11 protein-coding genes are annotated in these 13,024 nt (G+C 61.6%); 7 read left to right on the top strand and 4 right to left on the bottom strand.

Annotated elements, in window-relative coordinates; translation table 11 throughout:
- Positions 1-149 precede the first annotated feature (149 nt).
- Both ASD52_RS29460 and ASD52_RS29455 read right to left on the bottom strand, forming a co-directional pair.
- Positions 150-698, bottom strand: a complete 549-nt coding sequence (locus tag ASD52_RS29460; RefSeq protein ID WP_025427232.1) for a DUF1003 domain-containing protein — start codon at positions 696-698, stop codon at positions 150-152.
- A 257-nt stretch (positions 699-955) separates the two neighbouring features.
- Positions 956-2,878: an LTA synthase family protein gene (locus ASD52_RS29455; RefSeq protein ID WP_025427231.1), complete on the bottom strand. Its 1,923-nt coding sequence runs from the start codon at positions 2,876-2,878 to the stop codon at positions 956-958.
- 269 nt (positions 2,879-3,147) lie between these two features.
- On the opposite strand from ASD52_RS29455, the gene ASD52_RS29450 reads away from it, so the two are divergent.
- From ASD52_RS29450 to ASD52_RS29430, 5 genes are all read left to right on the top strand, one after another.
- Positions 3,148-4,830 (top strand): NAD+ synthase, encoded by a 1,683-nt coding sequence (locus ASD52_RS29450; protein ID WP_025427230.1) that lies wholly within the window; start codon positions 3,148-3,150, stop codon positions 4,828-4,830.
- A 152-nt stretch (positions 4,831-4,982) separates the two neighbouring features.
- Complete coding sequence (locus tag ASD52_RS29445) at positions 4,983-5,168, top strand: hypothetical protein (protein WP_025427229.1); 186 nt, start codon at positions 4,983-4,985, stop codon at positions 5,166-5,168.
- A 24-nt stretch (positions 5,169-5,192) separates the two neighbouring features.
- Positions 5,193-6,020 carry a TolB family protein gene (locus ASD52_RS29440; protein WP_025427228.1) on the top strand — a complete coding sequence of 276 codons (828 nt, stop codon included), beginning with the start codon at positions 5,193-5,195 and terminating at the stop codon, positions 6,018-6,020.
- 267 nt (positions 6,021-6,287) lie between these two features.
- On the top strand, positions 6,288-8,021 hold the full coding sequence (locus ASD52_RS29435) for an ankyrin repeat domain-containing protein (protein ID WP_025427227.1): 1,734 nt from the start codon (positions 6,288-6,290) through the stop codon (positions 8,019-8,021).
- A gap of 163 nt (positions 8,022-8,184) precedes the next feature.
- Positions 8,185-9,699, top strand: coding sequence for a diguanylate cyclase (locus ASD52_RS29430; protein WP_057214310.1), 1,515 nt, complete (start codon positions 8,185-8,187; stop codon positions 9,697-9,699).
- A 4-nt stretch (positions 9,700-9,703) separates the two neighbouring features.
- Here the strand turns inward: ASD52_RS29430 and ASD52_RS29425 are convergent, their stop codons facing one another.
- A complete protein-coding gene (locus ASD52_RS29425) occupies positions 9,704-10,375 on the bottom strand; it encodes an XRE family transcriptional regulator (protein ID WP_057214313.1) in 672 nt (223 codons plus the stop codon).
- A gap of 111 nt (positions 10,376-10,486) precedes the next feature.
- Between ASD52_RS29425 and ASD52_RS29420 the strand changes: the two genes are divergently transcribed.
- Together ASD52_RS29420 and ASD52_RS29415 are read left to right on the top strand one after the other, a co-directional pair.
- Positions 10,487-10,975, top strand: a complete 489-nt coding sequence (locus tag ASD52_RS29420) for a 2,4'-dihydroxyacetophenone dioxygenase family protein (protein WP_025427224.1) — start codon at positions 10,487-10,489, stop codon at positions 10,973-10,975.
- Between the two features lie 12 nt (positions 10,976-10,987).
- Positions 10,988-11,953, top strand: coding sequence for a quinone oxidoreductase (locus ASD52_RS29415; protein WP_025427223.1), 966 nt, complete (start codon positions 10,988-10,990; stop codon positions 11,951-11,953).
- A 34-nt stretch (positions 11,954-11,987) separates the two neighbouring features.
- Here ASD52_RS29415 and ASD52_RS29410 read toward each other — a convergent pair whose 3' ends face one another.
- Complete coding sequence (locus ASD52_RS29410) at positions 11,988-13,013, bottom strand: LacI family DNA-binding transcriptional regulator (protein ID WP_025427222.1); 1,026 nt, start codon at positions 13,011-13,013, stop codon at positions 11,988-11,990.
- Positions 13,014-13,024: the final 11 nt, after the last annotated feature.

Below are 13,024 nucleotides of genomic sequence, written 5' to 3'. Positions count from 1 at the left end.
GCCTTGACGGTGCTCCCCAAGTGTTAATTTTTCGATACGCTAATAGGTTGTTTCAATAGTCAGAAATAGCCTATTGTTGCAAAATACAAATTTGTGATTGAATTAGGAATCTTGCAGATTCTTGCGCGCTTTAGTGGCTTGTCCGGTGTCTATTCATTGTCGGGTATGTGCCGATACTGGGAAAGCTGGCGGTTAAGATTGGCGATGTCGGTCCTCAGCTCGGCGATCTCGCGCAGTAGCACATCGTCCACCTTGTGGTGCAGGGCGATCAACTCGACTTCCGACTTCAGATTGACCTCATAGTCCTTTGCCGCAGCGAAGCGATCGCGCTCGGCCTGCCGGTTCTGGGACATCATGATGACCGGCGCCTGCAGCGCCGCCAGCATCGAAAGCAGCAGGTTGAGGAAGATGAAGGGGTAGGGATCGAAGGCCCCGGTCACCAGCAAGACGGTGTTGATGATCACCCAGACGACGAGAAAGCCGCAAAAGCTGAGAATGAACCCCCAGGAGCCGCCAATCCTGGCAATGGCGTCGGCGAGCCGGTCGCCGACGGACAGCTCGGCGCTGAACGCGGCATTGGTGTCGGTTGCAACGGTGCGTCGTTCCTTGGCGCGGGTCAGGATGCGGCGCTCGATTTCGCCGAGCTCGGCCATCGGTTTGCCGAAGATGTGCTGCGAGAGTTCGTTCAAATGCGGCATGGCTATCTCCGGAAATGGATCGGACGATATCGAAAGCGTTTCGCGCAAAAGTGTGCGGCGGATTTGCGATAACGACACGGGCAAAAAACAAGAGCCTAAAGCGCAGTGAGCGAATCGGAAAGATCGCGACGCGCTTAAGCGCACCACTTCGACGAGGAAATCAACGGGATAGATGAGAAAGTGCACAGAGCCGGGCGGTTTACCGTCCGGCTCTGTTCAGAGGCCAGTGATGTCGCACGAACGTGTGCGGGTGTGGTTTAGAAGCCTGCGGCGTAGAGATCCGCGTGCGACTTGAAGAAGCGGTCGGTCGAGTAGCGCTTGCCGAACATCATGTCGTGCTGGAGGAAGCGATAGTCGCGCAGCAGGGCCGGGACCTTCGGCTGACGAGACCATTCGGCGACATCCTTGCCGTTCTTGCGGATCAGCATGTAGCGGTCGACGACGCGGTACTGGTCGTGCACCTTGCCGAGGAAGCCGGTATAGTAGGGATGCTCGTAGCCGGACTGCTTGAGGATCTGGTAGGAAAGGAAGGCCGGGCTGATCGTGCCGACATTCTTCTTCGGACCCGTCTTGTTCGACCAGACGACGAGCGGAGTTTCGTGCTGCGCCTTCATCTGGTCCTTCGAGCCCTTGCGCTCCGCGGTCACGCCCTTCATGAAACCGGTGTTGGTGTAGACCGTGTTCAACGGCGGCAGGTGGTCGCCGAAGAGCACGATGATGGTTTCGCGGTCACGTTGCTTGGCCCAGTCCATCAGCTTCTTCAGGCTCTCGTCGGCTTCCTTGACGCCCTGGGCGTAGGTTTCAAGCACCTGGCGATCGCTCTCCGGCAGGTTGCCTTCGACCTTGATGGTATTCTTGGCATAGCGGTTCGGCTCATAGGGGCCATGGCCCTGCAGCGTTACCGCGAAGAAGAAGAAGGGGTCATCCATGGCGTCCGCCTGGCGGATGATCTCCTTGGTCAGGGATTCGTCCGAGGCGAAAATGCCGCGCTTCTGCATCGGCGGCATATTCTCCTCCGACTTGAAGGTGTCGAAGCCGAAGGCCTTGTAGACGGCGGTGCGGTTCCAGAACCAGCTCTGGAACGGATGGATGGCACGCGAAACGTAACCCTCGCCACGGAAGAAGGTGGCAAGCGAGGGGATCGGATTGCGGATGTACTGTTGGTACGGAATGCTGCCATAGGGCAGGAAGGCATTCGAAAAGCCGGTCAGCGCTTCGAATTCGACATTGGCCGTCATGCCGCCGAACTCTGGCGAGAACACGTTGCCAGATTGCATTTCGCGGATCGTCGGCATCGGGTCGGGCGAAAGCTTGACGTTCGGCAGACGGGTCGGATCCCAGAAGGATTCGCTCATCAGCACGATGACGTCGGGCTTGCTGCGGTGGGAGGTGCCGGCCGGCAGCGGCTTGACCGGGATGCGATCGATCGCATCGGCCATGTAGCCGGCGGGCGCGTTGACGTTGGCCATCGGCAGATTGATCGCAAACGCCAGCGCAAAGCCGTTGTGACGATAGTTTTCGGTCTGGTCCCACATGATCGGGATGACCTTCAGGCGATCACGGATCCAGGAGAACTGGTTGTAATCCATGATGTGCCAGAAGGCGAAGAGCAGCGGCAGCGCAAAAGCTGCGCGAGCGATGCGCTCGCGGCGTGTCAGCTTGGGGAAGTTGCGCCAGGCGTAACGCAGCAACAGGCCGATGGTTGTAACGGCTGCGATGAGGCCGACAACGATGCCGACGGCCGTCCACGGACGATCCTTGACAAGCACAGGCATCAATTCGAGGATCTGGCGGCCAAAGAGGAAGTCGGTCGGATAGAGCGGGTCGGAGAGAAAGACCTGCTTCTGCTGGCAGATGATGGCCGGTATGATCGCCAGCGGCGCGAGCACCACGGCGGACTTGTGTTCGCGGCCGAAAACGCCATCGATGGCGAGAAGGATCAGGAAGAATGCACCGATGGTGGTCCATGCGGGGCGCGTCGGATCGAGGAAGTAGGCGACCGTGTCGGCCATGGACTGGCGCACGATCAACTCGACTGCAAAAACGAGGGCTGCCGCGATCGACAGCGAGAACAATGCACTGCGTGCGGAGGTCAGCGTCTTGGCGTGCCGCGCGGCAAATCCGGGTCTACCAGCGTAGACTCGTGATCTCCTCGCTACGGCTGAATCGATATTGGCCAACGTCTTCTCCAATTTCATCAATGTGTCGTGTAACTGTCATACGACTGTCATTTTGAACAGGGGATGAATGACTTGTTCAGGGTGTTTGGAAACAGGTTTTCGTGACGTGAGGACGCGCGAGCCGGCGCCGATAACAAACCGGAAACGCAGAATTTTTTGGAATTTTTCGCTTCGCGGCGATTGGCTGTGGGCATTTTCGCGCGGATTGCGCTAAAGATCGGGGCGAAAGTCAGACGCATTCGTTCGAGAACAGACCGACAGGCCCGCTCATGACCGCTCACAAAGCCGCTCCCACCCTGCTTCGTATCGCAATCGCCCAGCTCAATCCGACCGTCGGCGATATCGCCGGAAACCTGGCGAAAGCGCGTGAGGCGCGCGCCGATGCGGCGCGCCAGGGCGCCGACCTCCTGCTGCTCACCGAGCTCTTCATTTCCGGCTATCCGCCGGAGGATCTGGTTCTCAAGCCTGCTTTTCTCAAGGCCTGTTTACAGGCGGTGGAAAAGTTGGCCGAGGAGACCGCCGACGGCGGCCCGGGCGTCATTATCGGCTTCCCGCGCCTGGCCAAGACCGGGCGCCACAATGCCGTCGCCGTGCTCGATGGCGGCAAGATCATTGCGGTACGCGACAAGGTCGATCTGCCGAATTACGGCGAGTTCGACGAGAAGCGGGTGTTCGACCAGGGCGAGATGCCAGGGCCGGTCAATTTCCGCGGCATTCGCATTGGTATCCCGATCTGCGAGGACATCTGGGGCGATCTTGGTGTGTGCGAGACACTGGCGGAAAGCGGCGCCGAAATCCTGCTGTCACCGAACGGCTCGCCCTATCATCGCGGCAAGGTGGACGTGCGCCATCAGGTCGTGCTCAAGCAGGTGATAGAGACCGGCCTGCCGATGATCTATGCCAACCAGCTCGGCGGTCAGGATGAACTGGTGTTCGACGGCGCGAGCTTCGCCTTCAACACGGACAAGTCGCTCGCCTTCCAGATGAGCCAGTTCGAGGAGGCGCTGTCGATCGTCGAATGGAAAAAGGGCGACAATGGCTGGCACTGTGCCGGCGGCCTGCAATCGCGCCTGCCGGAGCGGGAGGAGGCAGACTATCGCGCCTGCATGCTCGGCTTCCGCGACTACGTCAACAAGAACGGTTTCAAGAACGTCGTGCTCGGCCTGTCCGGCGGCATCGACTCGGCGATCTGCGCAGCACTTGCCGTTGATGCGCTCGGCGAGGAGCGGGTACGCACGATCATGCTGCCTTACCGCTACACCTCGAAGGACTCGCTGAAGGACGCCAAGGATTGCGCCGAAGCGCTCGGCTGCCGCTACGATATCGTGCCGATCGAAGAGCCGGTCGAAGGATTTCTCGGCGCGCTGGCCGATATGTTCGAGGGCACGGAATCGGGCATCACCGAGGAAAACCTGCAGAGCCGCACGCGCGGCACGATCCTGATGGCCGTCTCCAACAAGTTCGGCTCGATGGTGGTCACCACCGGCAACAAGTCGGAAATGTCGGTCGGCTACGCCACGCTCTATGGCGATATGAACGGCGGCTTCAATCCGATCAAGGACCTCTACAAGATGGAGGTCTATGGCATCTCGCGCTGGCGCAACACCACCGTGCCGCCGGGCGCGCTCGGTCCATCCGGCGTGGTCATCCCGCAAAACATCATCGACAAGGCGCCGTCGGCCGAGCTTCGCCCCAACCAGACGGACCAGGATTCACTGCCGCCCTATCCGGTGCTCGATGACATTCTGGAGTGCCTCGTCGAAAAGGAGATGAGCACGGAGGAGATCGTTGCTCGTGGTCATGACGAGACAACGGTACACCGCATCGAACATCTGCTCTATATCGCCGAATACAAGCGCCGACAGTCGGCGCCCGGCGTGAAGATCACCAAGAAGAATTTTGGCCGCGATCGGCGCTATCCAATCACCAACCGGTTCCGCGATCGGGGATAGACGGTGAGCGCATCCCCGAAGGGCGGGACGGCAAGGAAAGCCAGCCGGAGTTCACCGAGGAGGAAATCCGGCTGATCCGGCTGTGGTCGCTGAGCGACGTTTCTGCCGGTGGGCAGCTTTCGGCGCAGATCGCCTGTTTCGCGACGCCGGCCGTGTTCGGTGTCTATGGTCTTGCGACCGGTAGTCTCGTCACCGTCGGCGTCGCCTTCGTCTGCATTCTTCTGCTGCTGGCCTGGGGCTTGGTCTCGACCTGGCAAGACCAGCGCAGCGTCATCTTGATGCGGTCGATCTGCGCCAAAGTCTTGGCGGTGCTGCCACGGGGCGAAGAAAGCAAATAGCTGCGGTTGCGGCAGGAGAAGCGTATGCGCAGTTCCATCGAAACCTATGACATCGTTACCGCCGAGACTCGCGTCGTCTGGCAGACGGAGCGGCTGGTCGAGGCGCCGAATTGGTCTCCGGACGGGCGATATCTCATCATCAATGGCGACGGCCGGCTTTACCGGCTGGCCTTCGACGGCTCGGAGCCGGTCGAGATCGAAACCGGCTTTGCCCATCTCTGCAACAATGACCACGGCATTTCGCCTGATGGCAGCACGATTGCGATCAGCGACAAGACCGAGTTCGGCAAGTCGGCGATCTACCTGCTGCCGGCTTCTGGCGGCACTCCGCGGCTTGTCACCCCCAACCTCCCGTCCTACTGGCACGGCTGGTCGCCGGATGGCGGCGCACTGACCTATTGCGGTATTCGTGATCAGGTCTTCGATATCTATACGATCTCGGTCGAAGGCGGCGAAGAGCGGCGACTGACGCAGGGCGAAGGCCGCAACGACGGGCCGGACTGGTCGCCGGATGGAGCGTGGATCTACTTCAACTCCAGCCGCACTGGCCGCATGCAGATCTGGCGCGTTCGTCCCGACGGCACCGACGTTGAGCGCGTGACCGACAGCCCCTATGGCGACTGGTTCCCGCATCCGTCGCCCGACGGAAGACACCTTCTGGTTCTCTCCTATGACGGCGATGTCTTCGATCATCCGCGGGACCTGAACGTCCGTCTGCGATTGATGGAGATGGATGGCAGCAACGCGCGCGAGCTGTTCGAGCTCTTCGGCGGGCAGGGCACGATGAATGTTCCCAACTGGTCGCCCAAGGGGGATCGCTTTGCTTTCGTTCGCTACGAACCGGAAAGCTGAGAAGCCTACAGCGCCGCGCGTCTTATCAGACGCGCAAAGGTCGCTGTAGCACTTTGAATTGCTGCATGTTTTATCCTTAAATCGGATAGGATTTAAGGAAACATGCAGTGGACAAGAATATCGGCTGCGTGCTAGCGATCGTGTCGTTCGCAGGGCGCACCCGATCCGCGGGAAGGGCCAGACCCACCTGTTTCACTGGACTTGGTTGCCACACCTCTTTTCAGTCTGTGGGCGCGGATACCGGACGTGAATGAAAGGAGGTCTTTCATGATCACGCGCGATCTTTCCGCGAACGCTACCCTCTATTCCATCCGCAAGCAGGCCAAGGCTTTTCACAAAGCCCTGAAGGCTGGCGATGCCGCGGCACGCCAGCGGGCGCTGTCCTATTTCTCCGAGCCGGCCACAATCGGCCTGCAGGATGCCCAACTGGTCATCGCCCGGGAGTTCGGCTTCTCCAGCTGGACCCGATTGAAAACGCATCTCGAACGCGCTCAGGGCGGCAAGCCCGCCACCGAACAGCTTGCCAATCGCTTCCTCGCATTGGCGACCGTGTCCTATTTCGGCGACATCGCTGCGGACCCGGAGCGATATGCCCAGGCGAAAGCCTTGCTCGACGAGCATCCAGAAATTGCCCGTGAAAGCATCCATGTAGCAGCCGCTCTTGGCGATGGCGACGCCATCGACCGTTGGCTCGACACGGATCCGAAACTCTCCGGCAAGCGTGGTGGGCCTTACGATTGGGAGCCTCTGCTCTACGCGGCCTATGCCCGCGTTCCCGGCAGATCTTCCCTTGCAGCGGCTGAACGGCTCATTGCGTGTGGCGCCGATGCCAATGCCTTCTGGATGGACGACGGGCAATATCGTTTTACCGCGCTGACGGGCGTCTTCGGCCAGGGCGAGGCGGGCAAAGAGCGTCAGCCAGAACATCCGGATTGCGTCGCCTTTGCCGAACTCCTGCTTAAGGCCGGCGCTACGGCCAATGATAGCCAGGCGCTCTATAACCGCATGTTCGAGCCCGATAACACCTGCATCGGTCTTTTGTTGCGGTATGGGCTAAGCGCAAAGGACAGGAACAACTGGCTTGTCCGCGAAGACGGTCAGTTGATCGAGAACAGCGAAAGGGTCTTCGACTATCAACTTGCCTGGGCGCTGGAAAAGAAGATGACGGACCGTGTGCGGCTGCTGGTCGAGCATGGGGCCGACGTAAACCGCGTCGTGAAAGGTCGCACGCCCTACCAATGGGCCGAGCTCGGCGGTGATCCGACCCTTGCCGGCTATCTGGTGGCCCATGGCGCCACGGTCGCGGAACTCACCGATGTCGATCGCCTCGCGCGGGCGATCGGTGAGGGAAATGCGACGGCGGCAAAGGCGCTGGCAGCCGGGGATGCGGCGCTTGTTTCGCGCACGCAGGCGGCCCATCCGGCGATCCTGCATGAGGCTGCGGGTGAAGCCCAGCCGGCCCAGGTGGCGCTGATGCTGTCGCTCGGCTTCGACGTCAACCGCATGACGTCGCGCACACCGCTGCACGAGGCGGCATTGCACGGGCATATCGAGATGGCGAAGCTGCTGATCGCGCATGGTGCCAACACCATGGCGCGCGACCCGTATCATCACGCACCGCCGATCGGCTGGGCCGAATACAACGGCAAGGCCGATATGGTGCGCTTCCTCGAGACACAGCCGCTCGACCTGTTTGCGGCCGCTGCCTTCGACAAGGGAGAGCGGGTGCTCGAGATCGTCAATGAAAAGCCGGAGTTGCTCGACATCCCCTTCGGTCAGTTCCGTGGGCGTGGGCGGCCAAACCCGCAGAGCGACTGGATGACGCCGCTCGCTATCGCTGTCGTCAACAGGAGGCCATCCGTGGTGAAGCTGTTGCTCGAAAAAGGCGCGAACGCCAACCTGCGTGATGGTACTGGTACGAGGTCGATCCGCGACCTGGCGCGCGACGAAGGCGACGACGAAATCGTCTCCTTGTTGCGTCCGGCTGTGCAGTCCAACTAACAGTCGCACGACTGGTGATTGTCGGCTTTACTAGGCGGTTGAAGTCTTTAAGGCTTTCAAATACCAGCTTGCTTAAACTAAATTTCTGCTTTGATCTTTAGGGTGGCGTCTGACCGGTGCCACCCCTCGCCTTTGACGGCTGGTCCGGTGAGGGGGCGCTGGCGTGATCGAGCAAAAGTTTCGGCAACCGAAGCGCAACAGGGCGGTGTGGGCGATCCATGCGGCCTGTACCCTGGTCGCGATCCTGACGATCGCCAGCCTCATCTTCGTTCTCAACCGCTCCGTCGTCGAGGCCGATCGCTTCGGTCTTTCGGCGGAACGCCGGCTGGTGGCAAACGAATTGCGGCACCAGATGGAAGCCGCCGTCCAGTTTCAGGCCCAGGTTTCCTTCTGGAATGCGACCTATGCGGAACTTGCGGCCGGACGGCTGAGCGATACCTTTGTGGCCCCGGAATTGGCGGGTTGGCTGTGGGAGGACTACGGCTTTTCCTGGCTGATCGTCAGCGATGCCGACGGGCATGTCTCGACCGCGGTGAAGGATGGGCTGGTCGTGCCGGCGGAGGCGGCCGATGCCCCGCTTCACGACGTCGAAGATCTGCTCGACGAAGCCCGACGCCGCTACGACAACGCGTTGAGAAACAACAACGGCACCTATACGCTCGATATCCCCCAGCCTGATCGGCAATCGGTCACGCCGATCGTGCCCGGCATTCATGCCGTGGATATGCGCCAGATCGAGGGCCAGATGAGCATAGCCGTCGTTCAGGCCGTCATCCCGGAAACGCTGCAGCTGCCGGCCGAACGCCGCAAGCCGGTGTTCATGGTTTCGGTTCGCCCGCTGACGGCGCGGTCGCTGCGCGAAATCGAGGCAAAGCTTGGCGTAACCGGCCTCGCTTTCGTGCCATTGTCACAGCGGCCGGCCGACGGCGTGCACGTCTCCGCCGGTCGCTGCGCTGATGTCTCATGCCTTGTCGTCGCCTGGACGCCCAAATCGCCCGGCGGCTTCGTCCGCGCGGAAATCCTGCCGAGCGTCATCGTCATCGCGATCGCGGCTACCCTGCTGATGGCGTTTGTGGCCCTCAGGTTCTCCTCCGTCTTTTCCGCCCTGCAGCAGAGCGAGGCGCGAAACCGCCACATGGCGAAACACGATCGTCTCACCGGGCTGCTCAATCGCAGCGGCTTCGACGAAGTGCTCGCTGCGGCCCTGCTCGACGTCAAAAAACGTCCATTCGCGCTGATCTTTGCCGATCTCGACGAGTTCAAGGCCGTCAACGATGAGCACGGCCATGCGGCGGGTGACGCAGTCTTGGTGACGATGGCCGAACGTTACCGCCTGCGGGTTGGTGCGCGCGGAACTGTTGCCCGCCTTGGCGGCGATGAATTTGCCGTCATCCTGCGGTCAACCGGCAAGGATGCGTCCGAACTTGCCACCGGTCTCGTCAACGATGCGCAGACGCCAATCGAGTTCGAGGGGCAGGTGCTGCGTATCGGCGGTAGCATTGGTGTGGCCTTTGCGCCGAGGCATGGCCGTACTGCTCGGTCGTTGCTGGCTGTAGCCGACGAGGCGCTCTATCTGGCCAAGCGACGGGGACGCAACCGCGTCCAGACGGCCGACGACCTTTCGACGGAAAACAACGATGCGCCGGACGATGAGGCTGACAGGCGCCATACCGGCTGAGCTGTCAGGCCGACGCCGTTCCATCGGCATGGCCATCGTCTGAACGGCTGAAGCGCCCGCCAAGCGGAGCGGTCACCCACAACAGCCGGGCATCGTTGTCGCTGGTCGATATGCAGGCGTGGCCAAGGCGCGCATCGAAGTAGACGGCGTCGCCGGATTTCAGCACGGCTGGCGCGTAGTGTTCGGTGTAGAGCGTGATATCGCCTTCGAGAACATACATGAAGTCCTCGTCGTCATGCCGGTCCCAATCCGGGAACTGGTCGAGCGATCGTGCTCTGACCAGAACCTCCACCGCCATGAAGGCGGTGTTGCGGACCTCTTCCATCAACAGCCGCAGACCATAGTTCGGCGTTTCGTGGCGGGTACCATCGTCCTGTCGGGTGATGCTGCGCCGACCGGCAGGCGGGCTTGCCTCGCCGGAGGCGAGAAAACTCAGGAGGTCGAGCGAGAATCCAGCTGCCAACTTCTGCATGGCGTGGAACGTCGGTGACATCTCGTTGCGCTCAATCTTCGACAGGGCCGAACGCGACAGGCCGATATGCTGGCTCGCCTCTTCTAGTGTCCAGTCGCGCGCGATTCTGAGCTCCTTGACCCTTGCACCGAGTTCGGCCGGACGCTCCTCAGTCGTGCGCAATCTCTGTTCGGCGGGGCGGCGGGTGATGGTCAGCTTCGGCATGGCGTCTCCTCGCGCAACAGATAGAGGCAAAATCGACGATTCTCAATTCTGTTGACGAAATCCACTATAGTAGATAATTCCCAATTGTTGAAGTTAACGGGAGGATGGACTGTGATCAACATTGCCGAAAGCAGATATGGAGTAGACGAGCTGCTCGTTGCCGATGCGGAGGCCGACGAGCGGCGATGGCTGCCATTTGGCGACAGTGCCTTTTCCTTGCCCTTGCTGTTTGACGTGCGCGGCGGGAGCTGGGTCAGCCTCTTCAAGGCGAAGGGAGCCGGCACGATCGAGCGGCATCGCCATTCCAATCCGGTTACCGGTTGGACGCTCGAGGGCACTTGGGGGTATCGTGAGCGCGACTGGATAGCACGACGCGGCACCTTCATCTTCGAGCCGGCGGGAGACATTCATACGCTCTACGTGCATCCGGAGGCCGGGCATATGAAGGCGCTGTTCCATGTGTTCGGCCCCCTGGTCTATCTCGACGAGGACGGCAACGCCGAAGGGTATGACGATGTGCTCGTCAGGCTCGATCGGTATGCGGCACACTGTAAGTCCGTCGGGCTCGGCGACGAATTCGTCCGTACGCTCATCCGATAGGGGGAAGTGATCATGCATGCATTGGTGTTCGACTCGTTCGGTGGGCCCGAGGTGCTGAGCTACCGCGAGGTTGCCGACCCGGCCGTGCCGCCCGGCCACATCCAGCTCGCCATGCGGGCGATCGGGCTGAACTTCGCCGATATCTACCGGCGCAAGGGCAATTATGTGCTCGCCGGCAAGGCACCCTTTATTGCCGGCTATGAAGGGGCCGGTGAGGTCATCGCGGTCGGTGAAGGCGTTGAAGGCATCGCCCTCGGCGACAGGATAGGGTTTGCCGACGTGCCGTTTGCCAATGCAACGCGGGTGACCGTGCCTTTGGAGCGGGCGATTCCGCTTCCTGTTGATATCGGCTTCGAGGCGGCGGCAGCGCTCCTGCTGCAGGGGCTGACGGCGCAGTATCTGGTTGAGGACAGCTATAGCGTCCGGGCCGGTGACACGGTTCTTGTCCAGGCGGCAGGCGGTGGCGTTGGGCAATTGCTGATCCGGCTCGCCATCGCGCGGGGCGCAAGCGTCATCGCCATGGCCTCGACGCTGGAAAAGCAGGCCCTTGCCAAGGCCGCCGGTGCTGCCCATGCGCTCGGATATGACGAGGGCTGGCCGGACAAGGTGCGCACCTTGAGCGCCGGTGGGGTCAATGTCGCCTATGATTCGGTCGGCATAACCTTGCTCGACAGTCTCTCGGCGGTGCGCTCGCGCGGCACGCTGGTGACATTCGGCATGGCGGGTGGGCCGGCGCCGCTGGTCGATCCGCGCTATCTCATGGAAAATTCGAAAACCGTCGTTGGCGGCGATCTCTGGGATTTTCTGACAGACCGGCAGCAACGGCTAAGCCGGGCAGAGCGTCTGTTCCAGGCCCTGCGCGCTGGTATCATCGAACGTCCGCGCATCGAGACCTTCGCACTGTCGGACGGTGCGGCAGCCCATGCGCGGCTCGAAGACCGCAGCTTTTCCGGAAAGATCGTGCTTTTGCCGGAGTGAGAGACCGGCCCCGTGTCGTCGCGGGGCCCGCCTTTCAAATGATGGGCACGTTGTAGGGTGTAATCACCTCGACGGCCGACAGTCGGCTTCCGCCCAGCTTTTGCCCGGCGCCGCTCCGTCGTGCGAGAATAGCGCGAAAAGTCATGCGGGCGTCGCTGCGCAAGTCATGATGCAGGACGAAATGGATCCGGCGTTGGCGCAGCAGCGCCAGATTGTCCTGGTCGAGGTCATGAGCGATGAACAGGCTGCAGTCGCGGCCGAGGCGCTCGAAGGCGGCCAGCACGGCGCGGTTGCCGCCGCCGATCGAATAGGCGGCATTGATGTCGGCGTCTGTCGCAAGCGCTCTTGCTGCAAGAACACCGGTTTCGGCGTCCTTGCCGTAGCCTTCGCTGATCTCGACGATGCGGATCGCCGGATAGTGCTCGCGGAGCACCCGGCGAAAGCCGATTTCGCGTTCCTCCTCGCCACGAAAACGGCTGCTCGAAATCGTCACGAGCACGGTTGCTGCCTGCCCGGCGAACCGTTCGCCCACGAGATAGGCCGCCGTCTCGCCGGCCGCGCGGTTGTCGGCCCCGGCATAGGCGGTGCGCGCCGAGTTCGGCAGATCGGTGACAAGCGCGACGACCGCAATTCCCGCCTGTTCGAGGCGGGCGACGGCGCCAACGATTTCGGGCACATCAGGTGCCTTCAACACGACGCCGTCGGTCCCACGCAGGCGGACGCGGTCGAGCAGCTGCGCGATGTCGTGCGGCCGCATGATCTCGGCAAAATGGAACCGGCAGCGAAACGTGGTCGGCATGAAGGTCGGCGCCTCGGTTTCGAACGCCTGCCTGACCGCCTCGGTGAAGCGCTCCGGCGCCTCCATCACGATATCGATCGCGCGCTTCTGGCCTTGCATCTCCGATCCCGATTGCTGCTTCTCCAGCTCGCGGATGGCGGCTCGCACGCGGGCTGCCGTCTGCCGGCGCACGCCGGGACGTTCATTCAGGACGCGGTCGACGGTCGCGGTGCTGAGTCCCGCCTGAAAGGCGATATCCTTGACCAGAAACGGATGTGCCAACGACGAACTCT

The sequence above is a fragment of the Ensifer sp. Root142 genome, assembly GCF_001426785.1.
Lineage (GTDB): Bacteria > Pseudomonadota > Alphaproteobacteria > Rhizobiales > Rhizobiaceae > Ensifer > Ensifer canadensis.
This window is presented reverse-complemented; position numbering and strand designations above follow the sequence as displayed.